General features: G+C 39.3%; 22 protein-coding genes. 12 read left to right on the top strand and 10 right to left on the bottom strand.

Annotation, left to right across the window (positions count from 1 at the left end; translation table 11 throughout):
• Positions 1 to 3: 3 nt before the first annotated feature.
• Both PaeCFBP13512_RS17570 and PaeCFBP13512_RS17575 read right to left on the bottom strand, forming a co-directional pair.
• Positions 4 to 606 (bottom strand): hypothetical protein, encoded by a 603-nt coding sequence (locus PaeCFBP13512_RS17570; protein WP_069329461.1) that lies wholly within the window; start codon positions 604 to 606, stop codon positions 4 to 6.
• A gap of 59 nt (positions 607 to 665) precedes the next feature.
• Entirely contained in the window at positions 666 to 1,322 is a 657-nt protein-coding gene (locus PaeCFBP13512_RS17575) for a hypothetical protein (protein WP_137224913.1), read from the bottom strand.
• 319 nt (positions 1,323 to 1,641) lie between these two features.
• On the opposite strand from PaeCFBP13512_RS17575, the gene PaeCFBP13512_RS17580 reads away from it, so the two are divergent.
• Positions 1,642 to 3,012, top strand: coding sequence for a dihydrolipoyl dehydrogenase family protein (locus PaeCFBP13512_RS17580; protein ID WP_137224915.1), 1,371 nt, complete (start codon positions 1,642 to 1,644; stop codon positions 3,010 to 3,012).
• Positions 3,013 to 3,197: 185 nt separating this feature from the next.
• Positions 3,198 to 4,010 carry a helix-turn-helix domain-containing protein gene (locus PaeCFBP13512_RS17585; RefSeq protein WP_069329458.1) on the top strand — a complete coding sequence of 271 codons (813 nt, stop codon included), beginning with the start codon at positions 3,198 to 3,200 and terminating at the stop codon, positions 4,008 to 4,010.
• Between the two features lie 104 nt (positions 4,011 to 4,114).
• Here the strand turns inward: PaeCFBP13512_RS17585 and PaeCFBP13512_RS17590 are convergent, their stop codons facing one another.
• From PaeCFBP13512_RS17590 to PaeCFBP13512_RS17605, 4 genes are all read right to left on the bottom strand, one after another.
• Positions 4,115 to 7,858 (bottom strand): collagen binding domain-containing protein, encoded by a 3,744-nt coding sequence (locus PaeCFBP13512_RS17590; RefSeq protein ID WP_137224917.1) that lies wholly within the window; start codon positions 7,856 to 7,858, stop codon positions 4,115 to 4,117.
• A gap of 464 nt (positions 7,859 to 8,322) precedes the next feature.
• A complete protein-coding gene (locus tag PaeCFBP13512_RS17595) occupies positions 8,323 to 9,873 on the bottom strand; it encodes a DUF3502 domain-containing protein (RefSeq protein WP_137224919.1) in 1,551 nt (516 codons plus the stop codon).
• A 54-nt stretch (positions 9,874 to 9,927) separates the two neighbouring features.
• Positions 9,928 to 10,869 (bottom strand): carbohydrate ABC transporter permease, encoded by a 942-nt coding sequence (locus tag PaeCFBP13512_RS17600; protein WP_069329455.1) that lies wholly within the window; start codon positions 10,867 to 10,869, stop codon positions 9,928 to 9,930.
• Positions 10,870 to 10,882: 13 nt separating this feature from the next.
• Positions 10,883 to 11,752: an ABC transporter permease gene (locus PaeCFBP13512_RS17605; protein WP_241669423.1), complete on the bottom strand. Its 870-nt coding sequence runs from the start codon at positions 11,750 to 11,752 to the stop codon at positions 10,883 to 10,885.
• Positions 11,753 to 12,199: 447 nt separating this feature from the next.
• Here PaeCFBP13512_RS17605 and PaeCFBP13512_RS17610 point away from each other — a divergent pair, with 447 nt between their 5' ends.
• Positions 12,200 to 12,880, top strand: a complete 681-nt coding sequence (locus tag PaeCFBP13512_RS17610) for a hypothetical protein (RefSeq protein ID WP_137224923.1) — start codon at positions 12,200 to 12,202, stop codon at positions 12,878 to 12,880.
• Between the two features lie 218 nt (positions 12,881 to 13,098).
• On the opposite strand, the gene PaeCFBP13512_RS17615 is transcribed toward PaeCFBP13512_RS17610, so the two are convergent.
• On the bottom strand, positions 13,099 to 13,701 hold the full coding sequence (locus PaeCFBP13512_RS17615; protein ID WP_137224925.1) for a nitroreductase family protein: 603 nt from the start codon (positions 13,699 to 13,701) through the stop codon (positions 13,099 to 13,101).
• Between the two features lie 301 nt (positions 13,702 to 14,002).
• Positions 14,003 to 14,482 carry a GAF domain-containing protein gene (locus PaeCFBP13512_RS17620; protein WP_069329451.1) on the bottom strand — a complete coding sequence of 160 codons (480 nt, stop codon included), beginning with the start codon at positions 14,480 to 14,482 and terminating at the stop codon, positions 14,003 to 14,005.
• A 207-nt stretch (positions 14,483 to 14,689) separates the two neighbouring features.
• Between PaeCFBP13512_RS17620 and PaeCFBP13512_RS17625 the strand changes: the two genes are divergently transcribed.
• The 6 genes from PaeCFBP13512_RS17625 to PaeCFBP13512_RS17650 all read left to right on the top strand — a co-directional run bounded on the left by PaeCFBP13512_RS17625 (position 14,690) and on the right by PaeCFBP13512_RS17650 (position 19,184).
• A complete protein-coding gene (locus tag PaeCFBP13512_RS17625) occupies positions 14,690 to 15,019 on the top strand; it encodes a hypothetical protein (protein ID WP_137224927.1) in 330 nt (109 codons plus the stop codon).
• 177 nt (positions 15,020 to 15,196) lie between these two features.
• Positions 15,197 to 15,748: a biotin transporter BioY gene (locus PaeCFBP13512_RS17630; RefSeq protein ID WP_137224929.1), complete on the top strand. Its 552-nt coding sequence runs from the start codon at positions 15,197 to 15,199 to the stop codon at positions 15,746 to 15,748.
• A 13-nt stretch (positions 15,749 to 15,761) separates the two neighbouring features.
• Positions 15,762 to 16,571 carry an energy-coupling factor transporter ATPase gene (locus PaeCFBP13512_RS17635; RefSeq protein ID WP_137224931.1) on the top strand — a complete coding sequence of 270 codons (810 nt, stop codon included), beginning with the start codon at positions 15,762 to 15,764 and terminating at the stop codon, positions 16,569 to 16,571.
• Positions 16,547 to 17,404 carry an ATP-binding cassette domain-containing protein gene (locus PaeCFBP13512_RS17640; RefSeq protein WP_137224933.1) on the top strand — a complete coding sequence of 286 codons (858 nt, stop codon included), beginning with the start codon at positions 16,547 to 16,549 and terminating at the stop codon, positions 17,402 to 17,404. The genes PaeCFBP13512_RS17635 and PaeCFBP13512_RS17640 overlap by 25 nt, the downstream gene beginning before the upstream one ends.
• Positions 17,397 to 18,200 carry an energy-coupling factor transporter transmembrane component T family protein gene (locus PaeCFBP13512_RS17645; RefSeq protein ID WP_137224935.1) on the top strand — a complete coding sequence of 268 codons (804 nt, stop codon included), beginning with the start codon at positions 17,397 to 17,399 and terminating at the stop codon, positions 18,198 to 18,200. Before PaeCFBP13512_RS17640 ends, PaeCFBP13512_RS17645 begins: the two co-directional genes overlap by 8 nt.
• 24 nt (positions 18,201 to 18,224) lie before the next feature.
• Positions 18,225 to 19,184 (top strand): NAD(P)H-dependent flavin oxidoreductase, encoded by a 960-nt coding sequence (locus tag PaeCFBP13512_RS17650; RefSeq protein WP_137224937.1) that lies wholly within the window; start codon positions 18,225 to 18,227, stop codon positions 19,182 to 19,184.
• Positions 19,185 to 19,498: 314 nt separating this feature from the next.
• On the opposite strand, the gene PaeCFBP13512_RS17655 is transcribed toward PaeCFBP13512_RS17650, so the two are convergent.
• Entirely contained in the window at positions 19,499 to 19,966 is a 468-nt protein-coding gene (locus PaeCFBP13512_RS17655; RefSeq protein WP_069329444.1) for a MarR family winged helix-turn-helix transcriptional regulator, read from the bottom strand.
• Positions 19,967 to 20,659: 693 nt separating this feature from the next.
• Between PaeCFBP13512_RS17655 and PaeCFBP13512_RS17660 the strand changes: the two genes are divergently transcribed.
• Positions 20,660 to 21,538 (top strand): glycerophosphodiester phosphodiesterase family protein, encoded by an 879-nt coding sequence (locus PaeCFBP13512_RS17660; protein WP_137224939.1) that lies wholly within the window; start codon positions 20,660 to 20,662, stop codon positions 21,536 to 21,538.
• Positions 21,539 to 21,642: 104 nt separating this feature from the next.
• On the opposite strand, the gene PaeCFBP13512_RS17665 is transcribed toward PaeCFBP13512_RS17660, so the two are convergent.
• Positions 21,643 to 22,911, bottom strand: coding sequence for an NAD(P)/FAD-dependent oxidoreductase (locus PaeCFBP13512_RS17665; RefSeq protein ID WP_137224978.1), 1,269 nt, complete (start codon positions 22,909 to 22,911; stop codon positions 21,643 to 21,645).
• Positions 22,912 to 23,232: 321 nt separating this feature from the next.
• Between PaeCFBP13512_RS17665 and PaeCFBP13512_RS17670 the strand changes: the two genes are divergently transcribed.
• Together PaeCFBP13512_RS17670 and PaeCFBP13512_RS17675 are read left to right on the top strand one after the other, a co-directional pair.
• Positions 23,233 to 24,891 (top strand): ATP-binding protein, encoded by a 1,659-nt coding sequence (locus PaeCFBP13512_RS17670; protein ID WP_161594297.1) that lies wholly within the window; start codon positions 23,233 to 23,235, stop codon positions 24,889 to 24,891.
• A gap of 104 nt (positions 24,892 to 24,995) precedes the next feature.
• Complete coding sequence (locus PaeCFBP13512_RS17675; RefSeq protein WP_069329441.1) at positions 24,996 to 25,430, top strand: BrxA/BrxB family bacilliredoxin; 435 nt, start codon at positions 24,996 to 24,998, stop codon at positions 25,428 to 25,430.
• Positions 25,431 to 25,573: the final 143 nt, after the last annotated feature.

Genomic DNA, 25,573 nt, shown 5'->3' on the forward strand with positions numbered 1-25,573 from the left:
TATTTATTCAAACTTAACAATATAATTTGCAAATCGATCATTGAATTGCTCTACTAAGTCGCCGCCTTGCCCGATCAGATTAATTCCTTTTTGGACAGAGGTGTAATTCACTTTAGAAGTAGATAATCCTTTTTTGATTAATTTCATCCCTTGCAGATTGAGAGAAGCTCCTTTGATGTACACTTTGTGCATAGAAGCTATTTCTTTATTGTTGGTTTTGATCTTTTTCATGCCTTTTAAAAACAAAGTATAGTTCGGAATAATCGTCTTGGTCAGTGCAGTATAAGCAGGTTTACGATTAGAAGTACCGAATCCGTTAAACGTATTGAGTTTGTCTACCGACTTGTTCTCATAATCAGCCAAGACCGCAACGTCATCTGCATAATCTAACAATTGCTCGTATTCTTCTAACAAAGCAGGATCGATATCTTCGTCAGTATACGTATCTTCATCTACATTTGTACTATTGTCCTCTGAGATCCATTCACTGTCTGTTGAATCTGTCGAAGTGGTATCTTCGGCTGCGAAGGCAGAAGCAGTAGGCATCAAAGGAGTAGCGATCAGTAGAAAAGCAAGTAATGCTGTACATAAATTCTTTTTGTTCATGAGTAATAATAGCCCCTTAGTGTGTAAAGTACGATTTGGATATATTCACATGCTAAGGTTTATTGTGCAGGTAGGAATTTGGAAATATAAGCTTCCATTTCTTTATCAAATTGAAGCAACAAATCGCCGCCTACATCTAGTTTAGCATTAGACTTGTTCAGTATATCATCATTTAATTTGGTTTTGGATACATATTTTTGGAATAAAACGAAGGCTTCCATTTCAATAGTAGCGCCTTTTATATATTTAGCATGCATCTTAGCCAGCTCAGGATTAACCGGTTTGATTTGTCTGATGCCAGTTAAGAATTTTTTGTAATTTGGGATAATCGTATTGGTGACAAGCAGATATTCTTGCTTGCGATTGCTGCTAGTTACATAATCATTTTTGTAATAAGCTGTCCATGCCTTTTTCTCATACTCCAACAACGGAGCCATCTGATCACTATACTCTAAAAGTTGAGAAGCTTCTTCAACGAGAGCAGGGTCCAGATCGTCTACACTTTCACTATCTTCATACGTGTCTTCGTCTACAACTTCTGTACTGTCATCTAGCGAAGAAGAAGAGAATGAAGAAGCCATCGTTTCCAGATCCATCGTATACGTGCCATCCGGTAAATCAGTATCCGTAGCCGCATAGGTAGCGCTTGCAAACATCAAATTAGAACCTGTCAAAACAGCTGTTAGCACCAGTGTAAGCATGAGTTTTTTATTCATCTGTGATAATCCCCTTTTATCTAGCGTTTGGCAGTATAAACGCGACCCCATGCAATCAAAAATGATTTTTGCGAGGCAAAATATCTTACATTTCGAATCTAGCGTTTGGCAGTATATAAAATGATTATGTTGAAAATTTAACACGTAAATTGAAAAAAACCAATACTAAATTATCCATATTTTAAAAATAATAATAATCGTTAACAAACCGTGGTAGATTGCTATCTTGTTTTAAGGTTTAAAGTATTAAAGAGACTGTTATTCATAGATCGATATTGCGACAAGTTATATATAAATAAGACTCAAGGGGGAAATGAAGATGGAGAAGCAATATGACCTGATTGTTATTGGAACAGGTAGCGCAGGAGCGGGTGTAGCCATCGCTTGTAGCAAAGAGGACTGGAAGGTAGCGATTATTGATTCTAGAGCTTACGGTGGCACTTGCGCGCTTCGTGGATGTGATCCGAAGAAGGTTCTGGTTGGTGCGGCTGAGATTATTGATTGGAACGAACGAATGCGTGGTAAAGGGGTACAAGATCAGCCGACGATCAACTGGGCAGACCTGATGGCTTTTAAAGAAACGTTTGTCGAAGATATTCCTCCTGCTCATGAACAGAAATTAAAGGATGCGGGTGTAGAGACTTTCCATGGATTCGCTTCGTTTATCAATGAAGATACCGTTCAAGTAGGAGACGATCAGCTGAAAGGCAAACATATCTTAATTGCAACGGGTGCTAAGCCTGCTCCATTATCGATTGAAGGAGAGCAGTATCTAGGCAACAGCGATGATTTCCTGAGTTTGGAACAATTGCCGTCTACGATTGTATTTGTCGGTGGAGGTTATATTTCGATGGAATTCGCTCATATTGCGGTAAGAGCAGGAGCCGAAGTACATATCATCCATCATGGAGAACAACCACTGAGTCATTTTGATCCTGATTTAGTGGATGAATTGATGAAGCGTTCACGAGAAGTCGGTATCCAATTTCATCTGAATACAGAGATTCAAGCGATCAAGCAGACAGCAGAACATCAATACACCGTACAGGCTGTGCAGAAATCTAATAAACGAGAAAAATCGATACAGATCGAATGTGGTCTGGTGATCCACGGTGCAGGACGTGTACCTAATATCGATAAGCTTGGGCTGGATCAAGCCAATATTGATTCAGAGAAACAAGGAATAACAGTGAATGAGTATTTGCAAAGTACCAGTAATTCACGTGTCTATGCGGCTGGTGATGTAGCAGCAACCAAAGGATTACCACTCACTCCGATTGCAGGGATGGAGTCTCAAGCGGTACGAGCGAATTTGCTTCAACACAATGTGCAAATACCGAATTACAAAGTGATGCCAAGTATCGTATTTACTATTCCCAAGTTAGCATCGGTTGGTATGACTGTTGAAGAAGCGCAAAAGTTAGGTGATCATATCAAAATAAACGATATGGATACTTCCTCATGGTACACCTACAAACGAACCAATGAAAAACATGCTCGCATCAAAGTCATTATAGATACGCAAGCAAGACGAGTGCTAGGTGCTCATATATTAAGCGGAGAAGCAGATGATTTGATTAATCATTTTGCAACAGCGATTCAATTCGATCTGGATATTGATGAATGGAAAAAAACAATCTATGGTTATCCCACAGCGATGTCTGATCTATCGTACTTTTTAGAAGAATAGTCATTGTTAAAAAGATCTATAAAGTGCAATCCTTATCCAAAGGATTGCGCTTTTTTTATATGGCACTGCGTAATTTCCCTCTTGTCAGACGTTAACAATTCAGATATCATCGAAATAAAGCGCTTACATTTATTGGAGAAGGAGACTGTATATTCTGTAATCATCACAAGGAAAGGGGTATTACTATGTATGCAGAATTAACGGCTGATCGTTATTTGTTAGCTGGACCATCGCCTTGTTACCGTCCGCAGGTACAACAGAAATGGGTTATTCTTTATACATTGTCCGGTCAGGGAATGATTCATGATCAGGATCATCGTCTGGAATGTCGTGCAGGAAGTATTGATATTATTCCACCCGGTATGCAAAAAAGCGTCTGCCAGCCGTCACATCATCGTTTGGAAGGCATTTGTTGTTATTTTACCGCTCATCCTCAATGGTCTATTCTACTCAAAAGTATTCAAGATTTCTGTCCTAGCCTACATATACAAATCGATCATTCTATTTTAGCTTCACGTGTCCAACATGCCTTTGAACGACTGCTTGAATATTGCACAGAGCCTGTGAGCAGATATGATAATGAACTTTCTTTTCATACCCTTAGCGAAATTTTACTATCGATTACGGTATACTATGAGCCTCAAGAAGATCGTACCGATTCCAGAATTACAGAGATCATTCATTACTTGAAAGAACACTACAAAGAAGACATACGTATCGAGCATCTCGCACAGCATGTCTGTCTTTCGCCTTCGCGATTGTTACATCTATACAAAGCAGAGACAGGGGAGACCATCGTCGATACAGTCACACGTATGAGGCTAGAACAAGCTGAATATCTGTTACGTTTCACCCCGCAGTATATTAACGAAATTGCCTATGAAGTAGGCTTCAATTCACAGACTTATTTTTCCCGTAAATTTGCTGAGCACTTTGGTGTCAATCCATCGACATTTCGTCAAGGACATACATTACAACCGATCGTATTGACTTCTTAATCGCACAAAAAAAGCCCCTGTGGCTTAGAACAGAAACGATAATCACTATCGATCTGTTCTAGCACAGGGGCTTTGTGTGTTCATGTAACGTAAGTTACATCTTGTTATTTAGAACGATTTTGTTTGTTGTGTTGTATACGTCTCATCAATAATCCAAACAATAATAATGCAGATCCAGCTAACCAGAAAGGCATGTTACTGGACTCACCTGTTTGTGGCAAACGATCCACATCAGGTGTACTTGTTGGGTTAGACGGATTCGTTGGTACCGTTCCTTTAGGAATCGGATCATCGTTAACCGGAATATCTTTGTCCGGTGTCACAGGTACATTACCTTGAGGGATCGGATCATCATTGATCGGAACCTCTGGGTCTGATGGTGAATCCGGTGTTGGATTGTTGCTTACCGGAGTTGAAGGCTCATTCCCTGGTTGTGACGGCTGTGTTGGTGAATCCGGTGTTGGTTCTGTATTACCTTGCGGAATCGGATCATCATTTACTGGAACCGTTGCAAATGGATCATCCGGTGTAGGCTCTACACGTCCACCAGGAACATCATCATCGTCATTGTTAGATGGTTGTCCAGGAGTCGTTGGTGTCGAACCATCTGGTGTTGTCGGCGTTGTTGGTGTCGTAGGTGTTTCGCCACCACCACCGCCTCCAGGTGGAGCGACTACTGGTGGTTCTGTTACCGGCGGGATCACAACAGGTGTTTTCTCGTTAGTGATCGTCATGGATAACATGTTGCCTTTTTTCTGAGTAGTCGCATCAATCGTTACATTATGAATCGTTGGATCAAGAACATATCCAGCAGGTGCTTTGATTTCTTGCAATGTATATTTACCATAGAGCAGGTTCGTATACATCACTTGACCTTGTGCATCTGTTGTAAGTTCGATCGCTGGCTTCGCTTGAGCCACATCTTGTAATTTGAAAGTTGCATCTTCCAGCGGCAAGCTCTTATCGTCTTTATCCACTTTTTGTACAGACAACTTACCGACTACTCCAGAACCCGTACCAGAACCCGAAGAAGTACGAACTTCAATCTCTTCCTGAGTCACGAGTGTACCTGTTTTGATACCGTTACCTGTAAAGGCTACGCTATTGCTTACTTTTTCTCTATCCGATGCTGTAATCATACTTGAATACTCTAGAATGAATGCAGATGAGATCGGTTTGAGGAAAGTCAGTTCAAAGCGAGGTGCATCGCCTGCAAAAAATGCTAATTTATAGTCTGTATCTTTCACCAATTCATTACCTTTGGCAAGTCCGCCATTGCTCGCTACATTAGCTGCGAACAAGTGGAAAGAACTAGCAGATAACATTTGGTTAGTTGTAGGAGTATCTATAATTTTGGCATTTTCAACATACGATTGACCACGGTTGATATACACCGTCCAATTAATTTTATCTCCATCTTGTGTACCTGTTTTGGAGACATATTCGCCACCTTTAGGAATCTGAACAACAGCTGCCCACGGATAATAATCATTTCCGCTACGAAGTACAGCTTCATTATGAATGTTCGATTCAATCACTTGATTCTCAAGCGTTGTTTTGAACGTAATCCAGTAAGGTGTTTTGATTGTGTTATTAAAAGCAAGTTTTAGTACATTTGTATTTTCTGCCGTTGGAGCAGTGAATGTATACGCTGAAGGATCTACTGTAGAACCTTTAGAAGTACCATTCCACCAGCCTAAAATATTCAGATTGTTCACTTCAAGTGAACCAGGTACATAGGTCTGACCTGATTCAAGTGTATCTGTAATCACAGCATTAGGTAGTTCCTTTTTGTTGTAATTTGCTTTGATCGTCCATGTGATTTCTTTGGTTGTTGCATTATAGACGCCTTCTTTAGAACCGTTATTAACGGTCATATTATCTGGCCAGAAGCGTGCTTCTGTCGTCTGGGAACGAGGTGTTCCGTTCTCCGTCCAAGTCAATTTAGCACCATTGTAGAACTCAGGTTTTGTTTTATCTATTTTCCAATCGTTATTGAACGTTGTACCATACTGGATAGTCAACTGTTCTGTCACGTCTTGAGCAAATTTGATATCAAAACCAGACTTGGCATTGCTAGTTGTTACCGTATAAGCAGCAGTTGGAAGCTTACTGCCATCGGCTTTGCGAATCACTAGCGTAGAAGGTAAGAATTCTAAGCCACCGTTAGTGAAATAATCATTAATCGCTACATTGGACATTGTATATCCATCGCGATTAACAACTAATTTCCATGTCGCAATTTTACTACTATAATTGGCATCTGCTAATGTTTTGACAAAAATCGTACTTTGCAAGTTTTGACCTGCTTGTTCGCTTGTTCCGTCTGAAGTTACTTTATTGATTACTTTCTCATCGGTATAGACACGTCCAGTGGCTTGTGTCTGATAAGTGATTGTGTAACCAGAAGTAATATCAGAGTTGAATTGAAGATCAAAACCGTTAGTGCCTTTGTCGTTAGTTACAGGCGTTAACGTATAATCTGTACCTTCGACCATTGTAGTACCTGTCGTTACATTAACCACTTTAAATGTATTCTGAAGGAATTGTTGTGTGCCATTAAAGCGATCTTTAAGTAATGCTTTGGCTTGTGAAATGGGCTGTTCATTCATGTTGTAATTGATAGCCCATGAGATGGTGCGAGTCTTATCATCATAGCCGACTACGTTTTTAGATAAAAATTCGCCACGTTTGACACTGACTGTAGCACTGGCTTTGACTGATTCAACATCACTTGTAAGTGTCGCTGTATTCGTATAGCTCGTTTGTGTACCTTTATCTACACTTGTAGAGTAAGTCACACGGTAAGCTGAACGAATACTTTGATCAAATGCAATTTTGAAATCAGCAGGGTTCGTTGTTAATTGATAACCTGAAGTGATTTCTTGACCGACTTTAGTACTACCGTCTACATTGACATTCAACTCATACACATGAATCGAATTAGGATCAAGAGTAAGACCGGCTGGAATGGGATCGGTTAGAACACCATTTTGAACATGTTTTAGATTGGTATTAACATCAACCGTCCAATTCACTTGTTGATTTTTTTGAACTTCACCTTTTTTGCTGATTGCTGTACCTTTTTGAGGTTTGATAAACACAACAATCACTTGATCCGCACCATTAATAGGAAACGGGATTTTGACTTCTGTACTGCCTGTTAAGATTTCTTTGCTAAATTCAGTATTAACTTGAAGCATACCGCCAATTTGAGAATGTTCTTCAACGAATTTGTTAAATGTCATCGTAACATGACCTTTAGTCGTTACATTGAAGCTACCTACAGAATCACCATCAAAACTGAGCGGTACGTTATTGATATCATTGTACAATTTGAACGCTGAAGGAATATCAAATTCAAAAGTAGAACCCGCTTTGTATGATCCGTTATCCGGCAATTGCCATTGATAGATCAGACTGACAGGAGCACCTGCTTCGATCTGATAATCTGGATTTTTGACCATATCGATTACGTTATTGTTAGCATCAACAATAGTAACATTCGTTAAGATACTTTGTGAGTTAGCTACTGGAGCAGGGTCCGGGGCAGCTGGCGTTGTAGTGGTAGGGTCTGTAGGTGGAGTTGTACTTGGATCTCCTGTTGATCCATTACTACCAGATCCACTTCCATCTGTCGGGGCGTATGTATCCGACTGTACAGTAGATTGACTATTGTTACTTGTAGCATCTGTAGAACCTGATTGAACCGCTTGTGAGGAATCAGTAGATTCCGGGCTAGCTGGTGTTGTATCGGCAGCGTATATGGTACTAGTTGCACCAACAAGAAGGTGAAACATAAGAATTAGCGACAGTACGAATGCGCTTATTTGTTTTGCTGTTTTCATCTAATATCCCCTTGCAATCTGAATGATAAGTGGCATGCGAGCCTGACGACTAATAGTTGACTTACTGTAAGTTTTAAAATTAAGCTATTTGTGTGAGTTGCTCCTTTCATTTTTGATAGTACCTGCTTTGACATTATACATGCTGTTTCTGAACAATTTCTCAACAACTTTTAGCAATTGGGCAGGAACTTTTGGACAAGTAATAAATACAAAACTAATGAATTGAAGCAAAACCAAATACTAGAAATTAAAACTGACTCATTATTTATATCATACAAGCCGATAGAAACGCATAAATAAATCGTATCTATTTTAAAAATAAGTCGCTAGTACTATAACAAGCCAATGATAGTTTATAAACCAGGAAGAAAGTTTTGTAACACCTTGTCGAAAATGAAAATAAAGTAGGAGATCCTAAAAGATAATTCTTTAGGATTTCCTACTTTTGATTTAAGCTTTAATTTTTATTTCGTACCGGCACTATCCATTTGTGCTTTATAAGCATCTAATTGACGTTGTAGCTCAGCGATTACTTTATCATAACCAGCCAATTTGAGCTTATCCCGATACTCTTGAACAGCTTGCGCAGGATCGCCTGCTTTACCATAAGAGATCGCAGGTCCCATTTCGCCTGTGACTTGAGAAATAGCCGTTAATTCAGATTCAATAGCTGTTTTGTCAAATACAAATTGTCCATACGGATAAGGTTTTTTGATTTTGTCGTACTCATCATACATTGTACCGATCTTATCCCATGTGGTGTCGCTAGGAATCTCGAATTTGTCCATACGTCCTGCCCAGAAGTCAGAATAGAATGAATCGTTAGTTTCATTGTAGTTCGCAGGAAGTACACGTTTGCCATCTTTGATATCATATTGAACGCCTTCCATACCATAGTTAATCAACTGGTACACTTCTTTATCGTTACGAATAAGATCGTATGCCATCAATGCACGTTCTGGATTTTTGCTATGTGCACCAAGAGATACACCGCCATGAGTGATCGGCATTTCTAGTAAATTATTGCTAGTGCGGGAGAACGGATACATCATCAGTTCAGAACCGGGTTGATCTTTATCCATTTGTACACGAAGTCCAGAGAATGTCTGTGTATGATGACTGTCCATACCGTTCTGACCTGCGCGTAGTGCATTACGTGCATCGTTTTTGTTATTTAGTACATCTTCGCGCCAGTATCCTTTATCCGCCCAATCTTTCATCAATTTAGCAAAGTCTAGGAACGTATCTTCAAATACCGGGCTAACGACTTTATACCGATCATCATACGATTCGGTGTTGAAAATAGGCATATATCCTGTCGAGATCGGTAACTCTAGATGAGGCGTATACGATTGCACCCAACCTCCAAAGTTACTTGTACTGGCTTGAACATCATAAGGAATCACATCAGGTTTGTTGTCTTTGATCCATTGCAGATATTTGCCAATCGTATTCCAATCTTTGATCGGTTCTGTAATGCCTGCTTGTTTCGCCCAATCTCCACGATAGAAGAATCCATGGTTGATCCATTGCGTGTAATCGTTTTCAGGAATAAGAACGATTTTGCCATCGTATTTGCTTTGTGCCCAGTCTTCTTGTGGAATCTCTTTCCACGTTTTTGGAGCGTATTTAGGTAGAAGATCGTCTAGTGGTAAAAAGGCACCACGTTGTGCATTAGACCATGTATCCAACCAGTCCGTTCCGATTGTCACTAGATCTACAGGTTCACCGGATGCAAGCAACAGATTGTATTTGGTCTGCCAATCTGCCCATTCGACCCATTTCCATTGTAGTTCAGCATTGATCTTTTCTTTCATAATAGCATTTACTTTTTCCATTACTTTTTCAAATTGACCGTTTTTCGGTTTGTCCCCTAAGACGACGAAGCTAATAGTCACGAATTGAGAAGTATCACCACCTGCACTACTGCTTTCTTTTTTACCTCCACATGCTGCAAGACTAATGACCATCACTGCAATCAGTATTGAAATCGTTAATTTACGAAATCTGGACATCTGTTAACCTCCTTAGAATAAAAGCGAATCTTTCGCATAGATGGTAGGATGAACTTAGCCTTTGACCGCACCAACAGTAATCCCTTTAATAAAATAACGTTGCACAAATGGGTAAAACAAAATAACAGGCCCAGTCGCTACAACCGCAGTTGCCATTTTCATCGTTTCCAGTGGAACATCGCTCATCGCTACATTTGATGAAGCCGCAGAGTTACGAATAAAGTCTGCACTGGTTACCACGTTATACAAAAATAACTGCAATGGACGATAATCCATATCCGGTGAAAGAAATAGCATCGCGTTATACCATTCATTCCAGTATCCAAGTGCAATAAACAGTCCAATCGTAGCTAGTGCTGGAGTCGTCATTGGCAAGATCAGTCGTAAAAAGATTGTAAAATCGCCAGCGCCATCAATCTTCGCAGATTCAGTGATCGCATGGGGAATAGAACGTACAAAACTTTTCATCATAATGATCAGAAAAGGAGTTAACAAACCCGGTAAAAGAACGGCTAAGTAACTATCTTTGAGATCTAAGTATTGAGTGATCAGTAGATAAAAGGGAACCAATCCACCGGAGAATAACGTTGTGAAATAGATAAAAAATGAGATCTTATTACGATACGAAAAATCAGGTCGTTGTAATGCATATCCTGTCATGGCTACGATAAATAGACCCACCACAGTACCCACAATCGTAATGCCCATCGTGACCAGATAAGAACCGATAATCAATTTGGGATTTTCAAAAACGATCTGGTAAGCAAAAGTACTGAATTCATGAGGCCATATATTGAAGCCAAACTTTTTGACAGCCGCTTCACTTGTAAAAGAAGTGCCTAGAATGATCAAAAAAGGCAGCAAACAAGAAATGGCGAATAACCCGATAAAAATGTAACCAAACCAGCTCATGATGATTTCAGTGTAATCGGTACGAATCCGTGCAGGTCGTGGAGTATTACCTCCAATCAGATCACGTTCATTGCGAATATCCATTCATGTTCACCTCCTAGAATAGTGAATTTTCAGGCGATACTTTTTTAACGATCCAGTTCGCTGTTAATACCACAACAAATCCAAAGACAGATTGATATAGACTCACTGCGCTACCCATAGAGAAGTTAAAGTTAGTCATCAAGGAACGGAATACATACGTTTCGATAATATCTGTACTGGCATATAGCGCTGTATTATTTGCACCTACCAAGTTGAAGAATAGTCCGAAGTTTCCTTTTAAAATACCACCTAGTGAGAACAACAAAAGAATAATAAAAGTAGGCTTAAGCCATGGAAGAACGATATAGATAATACGTTGGAAAGCATTGGCTCCATCAATCTCAGAAGCTTCTACAATTTCACTATCAAGTCCCATAATTGCAGCGAAATATACAATCGATCCATATCCAGTGGTCTGCCAGAGATATGTGATCACAATAATAAATGGCCATAGATGAGGCTCAGAGTAAGCTTTGACCGGATCAAGATGAAGAGAACGCAAGATGCCATTCAGCAACCCATAATCATAGCTCAAAATATTATAAGCAAGCAGACCGATCAGCACCGCAGAGATAAAATAAGGCAAAAACATGAGCGTTTGCGATATTTTTTTGAACCATTTTTTGCGAATTTCATTTAATAAAATAGCCACGGTGATCTGGGCAATATTACCAAGTACAATAAAAGCAATATTGTATGCCACTGTGTTGAAGGTGAGTCGCCAGAGATCGCCGGTAATAATAAGGAATTTGAAATTATCCCATCCGACAAATGGACTGCTGAATATTCCATCGGTGTAATTATATTTGACAAAAGCCAGATATAATCCAGGCATAGGTAGATAAGCAAAAATGCAAAAGAATACGATAGCTGGCAAGCACATCAGCAGGAGCACACGGCTGTTGCGGAAATGCTTACGTTTGGAATTTTTGACACGTACAGCAGGGATCGATTTGGCTGTATCCAAGTGATATTCCTCCTTTGTGCTTTAAACCATTTCTTTTTTGTAGCGCTTACATTTTGCTAAGTGTGTTGTTGTTCTTTTTATTGTAAGGGGTTCTTTGCGTTTTCTATTGCACAATACTGCTATTAACCATCATCATTCTGCTACGATTTGAATTTTAGAAAAGGGTAAATCATAAAAATGAAAAGGGTTACAAAAAGAGGTTGTATGATCAATTTCGACATGATATGATAGCAGGCTTAATATTGTAAATGATTCATAGTTTGGAACCCTGTGCATTTGGGGTAAAGAGTAACGAAAGCATCTAATTGAAGATGCATACAGAATCGTTAATCTATTGTTCTCAAAGAGAGGGGCATCATTCCAATGACATCATTCAAGTATACGACACTTACTGTACTAGGCAGTCTATTGATTGCAGGAGCAGTAACCGGATGTTCCAACCCGGACGCAACACCTGCTGCACAAGACCAGACTGAAAATAAAGGTCCAAATACAGGTCAGACCGATAGCAGCACAACCGATCAAAAAAATGCGAGCGAGCAATCAGACCTAGCGGATCTAAGACAGTATTCTTCTGATCCGAACAAATCAGATATGAATGCTGATTTTAATGTAGTGGGTACTTTTGTCAGTCAAAATGAAGATAATTTGACGATTAAAGTGAGCGGAAACGAAGTTGTGATTCCGAAGAAAAGTTCATTTGAAAAAGGCGATTCGTTGCCAGACAATATGGATGGACAAGAGATCAGTGTCAAAATTGATAATCAAAGTCAATCCGCTGTCAGTGCAGAACTAGCTAAAGCAGCAAATGATGAAGATAATACGACTAAAGATCCAATCGGAACGTATGTAAGTGAAGATACGAAGACTGTAATGATCAAAAAAGGTGAAAAAGAAGTATCTTATAATAAAGCTGCTGATTTTGAAGAAAATGTAGAAGCAGGCGCAGCTGATATGACAGGCAAAACGGTTCAATTGGAACTGGATGCTGACGGTAATGTTAAACGCGTAAGCTTGCAGTACCAAGATACAAGTTCAGGTTAATAAGCATAACGTATTCGCCATTTGTCTGAGTTTGATTGTATCTATAATGAGTACTAATGAAAAAGCACCTCTTATCGGCTGAAATCTTGCCCTAAATGACTGGGAAAGTTTTCGGATAAGAGGTGCTTTTTGTTGTACATATGGATAGTGATGATCTAACAGCTAGCATATACGCTTTACCTGTTAGACCTCATCCTAACTTATGTGCGATGGTTTACTTATTTGTAGACTTTAACGCGTTCTTCAACAGGTTGGAATGTTTTTTCGCCAGCAGGAGCAGCAGGTTTACCGAAAGGCATTTGTGCAACCAATTGCCATTGTGCTGGGATATCCCAAGTTGATTTTACTTCTGCATCAATCACTGGATTGTAATGTTGTAGTGTAGCGCCTAGACCTTCTGCTTCAAGTGCTGTCCAGATCACCAATTGCAACATACCGTTAGCATGGTGTCCCCAAAGTGGGAAGTTGTCTTTATAAGCTTCAAATTGATTTTGAAGATTTGTAATAATGTCTGTATCTTCAAAGAACAATACAGTACCATATCCATTTTTGAACATGTTCATTTTGTCAGCTGTTCCTTGGAATGCTTCTTCGTTATTTACAATACCACGCAATGTTTCTGTAGTGATATCCCATAATTTATCATGTTGCTCGCCTAGTAATACAACAACGCGTGCGCTTTGAGAGTTAAAAGAAGATGGAGTATATTTTACTGCTTCTTCAACGATTTCTTGGATTCTGCTATCTGCAATTGGAGATTCTTTGCTGATTACGTAGATAGAACGTCTGTTTTCAAGTGCTTGGAAAAAGTCTAAAGCCATAATGTGTTTCCTCCTTGGAATGTATAAATGTTTGTTACTTACTTTTATAATGATACTACATATTTGTTATAAATCAATAGGTAATCCAAAAAAATCTTAACATTAAGATAAATAAGGATAACTTTCCGAAAAAAGTTATACACATGTGGATAGAATAAATTTAGGGTGTAGAGTTAGAAGAATGTTCCTTGTAATAGCACTTTTCCTGTGGACAAGCATAAAAAACAGTAACTACTTTATAAGATCAAAGTAGTTACTGTTTAATCTTTTACACGATCGATGTTTGATTAGAGAACTACAATTATAGAGCGCCAACCAATATTTCAGCAAATTGTTCTAAAAAGGATTGATCTTCTGCATCAAAACGCTCTTTTAGAGGGCTATCGATATCAAGTACACCAATTAACGTATCGCCTTTGACTAAAGGAACAACGATCTCGCTGTTTGAAGCGGCATCGCAAGCGATATGTCCAGGAAATTCGTGTACATCCGCAATGCGTAATGTGCGACGTTCTGAAGCGGATGTACCACATACACCTTTACCTAAAGGGATGCGAATACAAGCAGGCAATCCTTGAAAAGGACCTAATACTAATTCTTTACCATCATATAGATAGAATCCTGCCCAGTTCGTATCGTTTAAGCATTGTTTTAGCAACGCAGATGCATTAGCCAGATTCGCTACACGATCAGGCTCATCCGCAATTAGACTTTTCAATTGACTCAAAGCCGTCTTGTATTGTTCTTCACGCGTACCACTATACGCTATATTTTCAAACATGAGTTTCACCTTTTTTCCAATAGATTATAACCATCAAGCCTATAAAACAGTATACAACTGCTCTATTTATTTGCAAATAGTAAAGTCGAAATTGTGCATCATCCCAACGATTAGGTAAATGATCAATAAATAACCCAGAAATTGTTTCCGCTTCTAGGGCGACGGGTAATTACAGCGTGAATCTAATAACCGGAAGGAGAGGAATTTATGCACGCTGAAGTACAGAATTTGTTTATTCGTATTCATCTACTTCACCATTCCCATGAAGTCAAATTAACAGTCAATGATATGCAACCGTTTCTGGAAGATCGGGGTTATCGTGTAGGCGAACGTGAGATTAAGCAAGAACTAGAATATCTGGTACAGGAAAATATGCTGACCTCCAGTAGCGATGAATATATAATCACAGGTACAGGGATTCAAGAGTTAAAAGCGATCCGTAAACGATTATCTCTATTGTGCGGAGAAGTGGTTCCGGGTTCTTCCAAATCGGTAAGTCAACGCAAATCATATAAAGAACCATCGGTGGTAGGTTAACGATTATTCTTTATTCAAATCTATAGCACAATATCGTTCCCATTGAAAAGAGCGCTGATCTTCGCTATCTAAGCGGATATCAACGCTCTTTTCAATATATTTATAAAAATAAATTGACTTCTTTTAATTGTTAACCTAAATTATATAAAGTGGTTAACAATTAACGGAGGTTAGAACATGACAACAAAAGAAATGGTATATGCAGCCTTATTTGCTGCTCTTATTAGTGTATTCGCATTGATCCCACCGATTCCTTTAGGATTTATTCCGGTGCCGATTACAGTACAGACACTGGGCGTTATGATTGCCGGAGGATTTTTAGGTAAAAAGGTTGGCGGTATTGCTTTGGTCTTATTTCTTGTCTTGGTAGCGATAGGATTGCCTGTACTACCCGGTGGACGTGCCGGATTATCTGTTCTAGTGGGGCCTACAGGAGGATATCTATTGAGCTGGCCGATTGCTGCTTTTTGTATCAGATATGCTACCGAAAAAGTATGGTCTCGTTTGAAATTATGGAAAATGATTCTAATCAATATCATTTTCGGCGTATTGTTGATCAATCTGATCGGTGCTCCGTTTATGGCATGGGTGACGAATACTTCTGTATGGGCAGGGCTTGTTGGAGGTTTTGCATTTTTACCGGGAGACTGTATCAAAGCGGTGATTGCCGCTATTATTGTATGGCAGTTAAAAGCGATTAGTCCGATAGAAGTAAAGGCTAATCAATAAAGGAAGTGAACGAATGCTGACATTCAATCATGTTCATTTTTATTATAAAAAAGGACAGCCTATTATAGAAGATATGAGCTTTACTATACATCCAGGCGAATTTGTAGCGATTGTCGGAGCCAACGGTTGTGGGAAGTCTACGATTGCCAAGTTGATCGATGGATTGGTATTACCCCAGCAGGGCACAGTGCAATGGAACACATTAGATACATCCAACCAGATCGAACTTGCAGATATTCGGCGACAGATCGGCTATATTTTTCAAAATCCAGAAGATCAGTTTATTACAACTACGGTTAGAGATGAAGTGCTATTTGGCTTAGAAAATATAGCTGTACCCCGCGCTGAAATTGAATATCGAGTACTTGAAGCATTACAAGCAGTGCAGATGGAATCCCATATCGATGCAGAACCTCATCAATTATCTGGTGGGCAAAAGCAACGTGTAGCGATAGCAGCCATACTAGCGATGCGTCCGCATATGATTATTTTCGATGAAGCGACATCGATGCTTGATCCGCAAGGGAGAGAGCAGGTGCTTCATATCATGCACAAGCTTCACCAACAAGGGATAACGATTGTTCATATTTCCCATCATATGGATGAAGTGTTAACAGCAGAACGTGTATTACTGATTGATCAAGGACGATTGGTCTTCGATGGCTCACCGCAATCTTTTTTTGCAGACGTTCCTGTAGCCCGGTATCAATTACAAGTTCCTTTTGCTGTGCGTGTTCATCAGCTCCTTCAACTTACCACTCCTGTGGCACCCCAGTGGAAAGAGGCGGTTCAGACACAATGGTCTATCAACTCCAACAGGTAAGTGTACGTTATCAAGATCATCATGCTTTACAAGATATAAGCTGTACGATTGAAGCCGGCCAATGGATCTCAGTGATTGGACAGACAGGCGCAGGCAAGTCGACACTAGTGCAAGTATTGAAAGGATTAATTCCTCTATTCCAAGGAGAGTATCTTGTTGACGATCAAGCGGTAGCAACAGATGCCAAAGGAAAGGTCAAGGTTCGACCTGAGATCGGTTATGTTTTTCAATATCCAGAGCATCAATTGTTCGAGACGACTGTAGCTAAAGAATTAGCTTTTGCACCCAAACAACAACGCTGTTCTGCTTCGGAAATCCAGCAAAGGATTACAGCTATTTTGCCTCAAGTGGGGTTAACTGAAGATATATTAGAGTTAGCGCCTTTTCAATTAAGTGGCGGGCAAAAAAGACGGGTAGCACTGGCTTCTGTTTTAATGATGAATCCTCAAGTGTTGATTGTCGATGAACCTACCGCAGGTCTCGATCCTGTCGGTCGTACAGATATGCTACAGTGGCTTCGGCAATGGCAACAACAAGAGAATCGCACTCTGATTTTGGTGTCTCATCATATGGACGATGTAGCTCAATATTCAGACGAGATTCTTTTATTGCATCAAGGTCGATTGATCGGACAGTATGATCCTGTGACTTTATTTATCGAGCAATCTCATCTATTAGAACAAAGCGGATTGGTGTTGCCAGAATCTATTCAATTATTGAAGTTGATCGAACAATGCTCCGGGCAGAAGATAGAGATAGACAGTTGCCGTGAACAAGATATTTTCGCCAAAATTATACCTATTTGGCATCGAAAGGAGCAGACTTTTGGCTAATCCCGTACTTATTGGTCAATATGTAGAGACTCATTCGATTATTCATCGCTTAGATCCACGTACGAAATTGATCAGTTTATTTATATTTATGCTGAGCTTGATATGGCTGAATACAGGAATTAGCTATATCGTAGCTAGTTTATTTGTGGTCATGATTGTAGGAATCACTCGTATTCCAGTTGTTATTTTTGGGCGTGGACTGATTCCATTAGTCGTTATTTTATTATTTACGTTTGTCTACAATATGCTATTTACAGAGGGCACTGTTATTTGGTCATGGGGATGGTTACAGATTACGATAGAAGGATTGGAGAATGGTGTACGTTTGGTGTGGCGTATTATTTTGTTAGTCATACTGGCAGCGATCTTAACATTAACGACTAAGCCGTTAACACTAGCCTACGGGTTAGAGAAGTTAATGTATCCACTGGGGAAACTTAACGTACCTATTGAACAATTTTCATTAATGATCGTGATAGCAATTCGTTTTATCCCGACTATTTTAGAAGAATTAGAGCGTATTTTGTTAGCGCAAAAAGCAAGAGGATACGATATCACTACACTTCGCTTACCACAACGTGTGCTAGCATATATTCCTATTCTAGTTCCATTGCTATTTATGATTGTTCAACGGGCTGAACATCTTAGTGATGCGATCGATGCTCGTGCTTATGGCAAAGGTAAAGGCAGAACATCGTATCGACAACTACAGTGGCAATCTATCGATTATATCGTGATGATTATCGCCATCCTAATTGCGCTAGGTCTGTTATTATTAAATATAATGAAGATATAGACCTATCAGATAAGGATGATAATGATGAAATGGAATACAAGAATAACAGAGCTATTACAGATTGAATATCCCATCATAGAAGGTGGACTAGCCTATCTAGGTTACTCTGACCTTGCGGCTGCGGTCTGTAATGCAGGTGGACTCGGGCAAATTACAGCTATGAGTCTGCCAGATGCCGAAGCATTACGTGAAGATATTCGTCGTCTACGTACATTGACAGATAAGCCGTTTGGGGTGAACTTTGCGATAGGGCAGTATGGATTTGGTTATGAAGATCGAGTACAAGTGGCAATAGATGAACATGTTCCAGTAGTCACAATTACAGGAGGCAATCCAGCACCTGTATTAGAGATGCTTAGACCTACAGCTATCAAAGCATTAGTGCTTGTATCGTCACCCAGACAAGCGCAAAAAGCAGAGCAATTAGGTGCAGATGCTGTGATCGTTGTTGGACAAGAAGGCGGTGGACATCTGGGGATCGATGATGTAGGAACGATGGTATTGGTTCCCCAAGTAGTCGATGCAGTGAGTATTCCAGTGGTCGCTTCAGGAGGGATCGGAGACGGTCGAGGCTGGATGGCGGCACATGCGCTAGGTGCAGAAGGTATAGAAATGGGCACACGCTTTATTGCTACAACCGAATGTATACATGCATCAGCTTCTTATAAAAAAGCACTGGTCGACAGCGCAGCATCCGATACCGTGATTATCAAACGCTCTATCAAAGCACCTGCAAGAGTATTACGAACGGACTATACCAATGAAATTCTAAAAATCGAACAAGCCACACCCACCTATGAAGCGTTAAAATCCTATATCAGTGGCGAAGCCAACAAACGATGGATCTATGATGACCAACCCGAACAAGGCTTCGCCTGGGCAGGACAAGTCATCGGTCTCATCAAAGACATCCCAACCGTAGCAGAACTCATCCAACGCATGCTCCAAGAAGCCCAAGACATCCGCCAAAAGTGGTCAACCTAATCAATTAATAGGGTTAATTTTTTTCTTAAAATATCTCCCACCGCGATCTAGAGCGGAGGGGAATAATCATTCTGAAAGAGCGAAGCGCTCGCCTTTGTAAGCTAATCCCTACCGCAAAGCGGTTATTCAAGGGATCAGCTTGCACCAGCGACGACAAGAACGATTATTCCCCGTAGCGCTCTCATTCACCCCACCCAAGCGATATTTTCAAAAAACAAACCCAAAAAGGATCATTTCGCATTCTCTCCTGCAAAACATGGAGAAAATAGGGAATGATCCTTTTTTTAATAGAGTATGCGGAACGTACAAACGGTTTATTTACGCATAGCAGGAGACAAACGTTCTGCTTCCATACCTAATTTTTTAAGCAAGAAAATCATTTGTTCTTTCTCTTGGAAATTCAGACCGCTTAACGCATAATTCAGACGTTCTTCATATTTTGGATAAATTTCATCCATTACAGCACGTCCCACATCAGTCAATTCAGCATAGATCACACGGCGATCGGTAGGGCAAGGATGACGACGTAACAATCCGCTGTGTTCTAACTTGTCGATCACATAAGTAACATTACCACTTTGTAGTAATAATTTAGCACCAATTTGTTGTATCGGTTGGGCGCTTTTAAAATAAAGAACTTCCATTACAGCAAAAGCAGTAGAGTTGAAGCCTTCAATTTTGCTTCCAGCTACAGCATGTTCACTCAAACTTTTAAAAGCTTTAGCGAAAACACGGTAAAGGTGCATAGATTGTTCAGTATCATTCATGGACATATTGATCATGATAAATTCACCCTTTCTAGGCAGTTTAGTGTGGAATATATTCATCAAATGAATTAATGGATTGGAATATAAATCTATTTTACTTGTAATTTTATTGAAAAAACATGCGATTTGTCACAATGGTAGACTTTTTAAATATTAAATTTAAATATTAAATTCCAATCAAAGCGTGGAAAAGTAGGATAAATTGTGGATAACGATTTTTGAAACATTAAATTTACAAAAAAATAGATTTTCTATTGCTTTGTTTGCTGTGTGTTAAATGTGTATAAGTGGATAAAATTTGTGGATAAGTATGTGTATAAATAGAGTGAATATTAAATTACGGACAATATACGTAAAATTAGTATAGAATGTATAGAAAAATCGTATAAATAAGTAGTTTTCCACAATCTATCCCCTGATTTCGGTGCATAATTATTTTTTTAAATGATTAATGTGGAAGTATTTTACTTAAATCTATCCTCAGTCTGTGTATAACTTGTTGATAAAGTGTGTGTAAACCCTTAATATCTGGTACTAATTTGTGTATAAGCTGTTTATAATTCAAAAATCGAATTTACATAAAAAGAGATCAAATATCTACTGATTTTGACCCTTATTGATTACAGTATAAAGATCAGTTATAACGCAGAAACCACATCTGATGAAATTCAATTAATTCTAACGAATAAAAGAATAGAGGAATGATACATGGTGAGAAATAATATCACTGCTGCACGCAAACAACCTTCAGAATCGTCGTTGAAAGAGATTTTATCTAGCTTTTGGGACCCGAATGGTCGGGTGATGATGGCTGTACACAGAGGAAATTGGAAGCAAGCACCAGAAAACTCATTAGCAGCAATTCAATATTCAGTTGTTGCTGGAGCGGATATGATTGAAATTGATGTACAACAAACTGCGGATGGTGTGTTGATTCTGATGCATGATGAGACCGTCGATCGAATGACCAATGGAACAGGCTCTATTAATGAAATGACGTTTAGACAGTTGCGGGAACTTCGTCTGCGTCAATATCAAGGTGGAATCAATCAACCATTAACCAATTACAGTATTCCTACATTAGAAGAAATATTAATTTTGATCAAAAATAAAGTTATGATTAATTTGGATAAATGTTGGGATTATCGGGAGCAAGTCTATGAAGTATTATTACGTACAGGTACAGTATCGCAAGCTTTATTTAAAAGTACAGCCAGTGCGGCAGAAGTACAGTTATTTTTGGCAGATAAAATAGAGCAACCGTTGTATATGCAGATTATTGATGATTCGAATCCGGAGATGGTTCAAGATATTGATTACATCTGTGCAGCGGTACAGCCACAAGCTTTTGAGATTTGCTTTGAAGATGAAGCAGACGAACGGATATCCATAGAAGTATTAGACCGTATCAAAAGCAATCATTGCCGTATTTGGACAAATACAATGTGGGATTCGATCTGCGGTGGTCATTCAGATATTATTTCTCGGGTAGATGTATCAGAAGGATGGGAATGGCATATTCGCCGTGGTGTGAATATGATTCAGACCGATGATCCAGAAGGATTATTTGCGTATCTTAACGAATAACATAAGAATAGCTATTATTTGATCTATATTGCATAACTATCATACAAAAAAGAAGCTTTCCATAACGATAGGAAAAGCTTCTTTTTGTGTATGAACAAAATCGTTTATACTTGACTGGCTTGGAGTGCTGCACTTTTGCCTGCATTATAACCGGTAGTAAAAGCAGCAGTAATATTGTATCCACCTGTATAGCCATGAATATCTAACACTTCACCACAAAAGTATAATCCGTTCATTAATTTAGATTCCATGGTTTTGGGATCGACTTCTTTCAGGTTTACACCGCCACCTGTAACAAAAGCTTCTTTGATCGACAGTGTACCATGCATCGCAATCGGGAAAGCTTTGAGTAATTTCGCCATCTCTAACCATAATTGACGGGGAATATTATAGAAGGTAATATCGTCTTCTAGCTCTGATTTGCTCAAAATCAGCGGAATCATTCGTTCAGGTAGATAACCTTTTAATACATTTTTAATCGCTTTTTTTGAATCCGTTTCCGCTAAAGCAAGAGTTTCATTATAGACATCATCTACCGATTTGTCAGGAAACAAGTCTAGCGTGACCATAATAGAAGTAACCGGAAATTTTTTGAGTGCTTTGACCACATATTGGCTACATCTTAGAGCGGTAGGGCCAGATATCCCGAAATGGGTAAAAATCATATCGCCATCATGATAAATTAACTTTTTGCCCTTTGGATTCCAGACGGTTAAGCCGATATTACGTAAAGATAATCCTTGAAGTTCTTTGCTCTGAATAAATGGTTCTGGTGAAGTCATAGGAACTTCAGTAGGATAAAGGTCTGTAATCGTATGTCCTGCTTGTTCTGCCCAGGCATAACCATCGCCTTCTGAACCAGTCTGAGGAACCGATTTACCACCTACAGCGATAATAACAGCCCGGCTGTGAAATACTTCGCCAGAGCGAAGTCGTACTCCGACAGCCTGTCCTTGATCGTATAGCACTTCGTCTACAGGGCTATTGGTACGAATCTGTACGCCTTGAGAACGCACTTTATTAATCAGTGCATCGACAACTGTTTTGGCTTTGTCTGATACAGGGAACATTCTACCGTTATCTTCTTCTTTAAGCTGAATACCCATATTTTCAAAAAAAGTCATAATATCTCGATTGCTAAAATTAGCGAGAGCACTGTATAGAAAACGTCCGTTACCCGGAATGTATTTGATCAAGTCATCGATTTCTTTGGCATTGGTGACATTGCAACGTCCACCACCAGAGATTCCAAGCTTACGCCCTAATTTGTTTCCTTTATCAACCAGTAGAACCTGTGCACCATCTTCACTTGCTGCGACACTTGCCATCAGTCCAGCTGATCCGCCGCCAATTACTATAATATCGTATATCAACATGTATCTTTCCTTTGTCTTAAAAATAGGAACAGACTCTATACTATCCAAGAATCGTTCTTTTTCAATATACCACTAATAAGGAATGGATAGGACAACAAATCATAAATAGTTATTGAACAAATGTTTATAATGATAGCGAGCAGGGGTATTGAGTAGATGATTTCAAAATATTAGCGTAAATTTCTATATATTGTAATGTAATGTCTGCTATGATTTAATCGGGATAAGACATATGTAAAGGAGGGGCACGTCATTATTATTGTCGTCAAGGAAATTCTACTGCAAATGTTGTCTGTAGGTTCTGCTATTTTTTTCTTCATGGGCGTTATTGAACGCAGTGGCTACGATTCCTTGCATAATGGACGATTAGCATGGCGTGGATATTCTCCCGTTATTGTAGTTTCCTTCGCCATTAGTATAATGATTTGTTGGTTTTTCTCGATGTATAGTGCATCTCCCTATGCTTTACATATGGGCGTAGTTTCACTGATTGTTGGAGTCATGTATATAGGCCCTCTTCGCGGTATAGTTTTACTGGGGTTAGGTATCGCAATGTATTTTATATTTAACAACCATTGGAGTTGGAATGGTTTACTTATAGATACCGGATTATTACTGTTTCCGTTTATATGCCTGATTTCTTTACGATTTCGCATAGCGACTTTAAAAGTTAAACGCTCGTTTGTAGCGTCTCTTATTTTGTTAAGTGCTGTATTATCTATGATTATTTCGTTGTTAAATCAAAATGCAGTACCTATGAGTCCGGAACTCTGGATCATGGTCGTGATGATTGTTTTGGCGGCATTAGCTGCAGGAGATTATTGCGTGCAAGCGATTGAACGTATTATAGAGAAAAAAGAAATTGATCGACAGATGTTACGTTTATCGAACAAATTTATTACAGAAGCTGAAAAGTTACGTCAGATTATGAATGTATCACCCATGATTATTACATCGCTTGATGAACATGGACGGATTACTTCGATTAATGCAAGCGCTTTGCAATTGATGAAACGCTCATTCCCGGATATGACCGCAGAATCTGCAATCGGGTTTCATTTCACCGGCTTGCAAAAAGAAGATATTACACCAGGTCTACACGAAGTAGTAACGTTAACGAAAGCTGCTCAAGCAGGTCAAGAAACGATTAACAAATTGCTTCGTCTAGGTTATGGTTCATTTTATGTGAATATTGTGCCTTTGCGTACATTTTCAGAAGAACCGTCTGGTGTGGTTATTTTGAGTCAAGATACGACAGAGTTAGAACGGTTACGTAACGAATTGGATCATGTCGAGCAGTTAAGCCTTGTTGGTAAAATGGCTGCTAGTATCACGCATGAGATCCGCAATCCAATGGCAGTCGTTAGAGGTTTTTTGCAGTTAATGCAAGAAAAGAGCCCACCTTCGCTTGATCATTATTACGTGATAGTAATGGATGAATTGGATCGTGCAAATAGTATTATTAACGACTTTTTGTCTCTGGCACAGAATCGAGTGGTTGAGAAGCAGTGGATTCATTTACATTCTATTATAGAAGAATTGCTGCCGTTATTATGGGCAGATGCGAATCTACGAGGACAAAGTATCGTTTTTGTACCCGGCAAAGACTTGCCTGAACTGAACTTGAATTCCAAAGAGATCAAACAGCTTATTCTGAATCTAGCACGTAATGGGATGGAATCGATGGATGACAAAGGTGAGCTCAAGATCGAGACGTATTGTCATGGCAATGAGGTGACCATGAGTATTCAAGATATAGGGCCGGGAATTTCTCCAGATAAGTTGGAGAAATTATTTGAGCCATTTTATACGACCAAATCCAAAGGGACAGGCTTGGGGTTATCGCTTTGCCTGAGTATTGTTGAGCGCCATCATGGTCGTATTCAGGTAGAATCAGAAGAAGGCGTCAAAACAACGTTTAACGTCATCTTTGATCCTTCGCATGATCAAGTGAATTCTACTGAAAATAAAGATTAATTTATGGTATTGTCTTAACAAGTATTGTATTCTGTTGCTTGCTTTCAGCCTATATGACTGTATAATATAACTTAACGCTTATTAAAAGTAAGGAGTGAATAACAATGTCAATGTCTTTTGATCAATATATGCGAGATATGGTTCAACCGATGCGGGATGAACTAACTACACTAGGTATTACGGAGCTTCGTACTCCAGAAGAGGTAGAAGCACATCTTCCTGATCAAAAAGGAACAACACTGGTTGTCGTGAACTCTGTATGCGGATGCGCAGCAGGTCAATGTCGTCCAGGCGTAGCTCAAGCACTGCAAAATGAATTAAAACCGGATCATTTGTATACGGTATTTGCAGGACAAGATAAAGAAGCAACAGCCAAAGCACGCGAATATTTCGCACCATTCCCACCGTCTTCGCCTTCGATTGCTTTGATGAAAGATGGAGAATTAGTCCACTTTATCGAGCGTCACCAGATTGAAAATAATTCAGCAGAAGATATTGCTTATGCATTGAATGATGCATTTGAAAAATATTGCCTGTAATCTAACCTAACGGTTTATATAAACATCTATCAATGTCCTGCGATTTTCGGCTAAGCTGAAAATGGTAGGGCATTTGTTTTTTTTAGCTGATATGAATAGAATGGAATGGGTAAAGATGTATTACAGAATGAATAAAAGGAGTG

Source organism: Paenibacillus sp. CFBP13512 (assembly GCF_005233705.1).
GTDB classification, from domain to species: Bacteria; Bacillota; Bacilli; order Paenibacillales; family Paenibacillaceae; genus Saccharibacillus; species Saccharibacillus nuruki.

Excerpts from the sequence above, each read along its gene's own strand:
- PaeCFBP13512_RS17655 (WP_069329444.1), bottom strand. The coding sequence starts at position 19,966 with ATGATCAATATGTCCATGAATGATACTGAACAATCTATGCACCTTTAC.
- PaeCFBP13512_RS17660 (WP_137224939.1), top strand. The coding sequence starts at position 20,660 with ATGGTGAGAAATAATATCACTGCTGCACGCAAACAACCTTCAGAATCG.
- PaeCFBP13512_RS17595 (WP_137224919.1), bottom strand. The coding sequence starts at position 9,873 with ATGTCCAGATTTCGTAAATTAACGATTTCAATACTGATTGCAGTGATG.
- PaeCFBP13512_RS17640 (WP_137224933.1), top strand. The coding sequence starts at position 16,547 with ATGGTCTATCAACTCCAACAGGTAAGTGTACGTTATCAAGATCATCAT.
- PaeCFBP13512_RS17580 (WP_137224915.1), top strand. The coding sequence starts at position 1,642 with ATGGAGAAGCAATATGACCTGATTGTTATTGGAACAGGTAGCGCAGGA.
- PaeCFBP13512_RS17670 (WP_161594297.1), top strand. The coding sequence starts at position 23,233 with ATGGGCGTTATTGAACGCAGTGGCTACGATTCCTTGCATAATGGACGA.
- PaeCFBP13512_RS17630 (WP_137224929.1), top strand. The coding sequence starts at position 15,197 with ATGACAACAAAAGAAATGGTATATGCAGCCTTATTTGCTGCTCTTATT.
- PaeCFBP13512_RS17625 (WP_137224927.1), top strand. The coding sequence starts at position 14,690 with ATGCACGCTGAAGTACAGAATTTGTTTATTCGTATTCATCTACTTCAC.
- PaeCFBP13512_RS17635 (WP_137224931.1), top strand. The coding sequence starts at position 15,762 with ATGCTGACATTCAATCATGTTCATTTTTATTATAAAAAAGGACAGCCT.
- PaeCFBP13512_RS17650 (WP_137224937.1), top strand. The coding sequence starts at position 18,225 with ATGAAATGGAATACAAGAATAACAGAGCTATTACAGATTGAATATCCC.
- PaeCFBP13512_RS17575 (WP_137224913.1), bottom strand. The coding sequence starts at position 1,322 with ATGAATAAAAAACTCATGCTTACACTGGTGCTAACAGCTGTTTTGACA.
- PaeCFBP13512_RS17585 (WP_069329458.1), top strand. The coding sequence starts at position 3,198 with ATGTATGCAGAATTAACGGCTGATCGTTATTTGTTAGCTGGACCATCG.
- PaeCFBP13512_RS17620 (WP_069329451.1), bottom strand. The coding sequence starts at position 14,482 with ATGTTTGAAAATATAGCGTATAGTGGTACGCGTGAAGAACAATACAAG.
- PaeCFBP13512_RS17590 (WP_137224917.1), bottom strand. The coding sequence starts at position 7,858 with ATGAAAACAGCAAAACAAATAAGCGCATTCGTACTGTCGCTAATTCTT.
- PaeCFBP13512_RS17600 (WP_069329455.1), bottom strand. The coding sequence starts at position 10,869 with ATGGATATTCGCAATGAACGTGATCTGATTGGAGGTAATACTCCACGA.
- PaeCFBP13512_RS17615 (WP_137224925.1), bottom strand. The coding sequence starts at position 13,701 with ATGGCTTTAGACTTTTTCCAAGCACTTGAAAACAGACGTTCTATCTAC.
- PaeCFBP13512_RS17675 (WP_069329441.1), top strand. The coding sequence starts at position 24,996 with ATGTCAATGTCTTTTGATCAATATATGCGAGATATGGTTCAACCGATG.
- PaeCFBP13512_RS17605 (WP_241669423.1), bottom strand. The coding sequence starts at position 11,752 with ATGTGCTTGCCAGCTATCGTATTCTTTTGCATTTTTGCTTATCTACCT.
- PaeCFBP13512_RS17610 (WP_137224923.1), top strand. The coding sequence starts at position 12,200 with ATGACATCATTCAAGTATACGACACTTACTGTACTAGGCAGTCTATTG.
- PaeCFBP13512_RS17570 (WP_069329461.1), bottom strand. The coding sequence starts at position 606 with ATGAACAAAAAGAATTTATGTACAGCATTACTTGCTTTTCTACTGATC.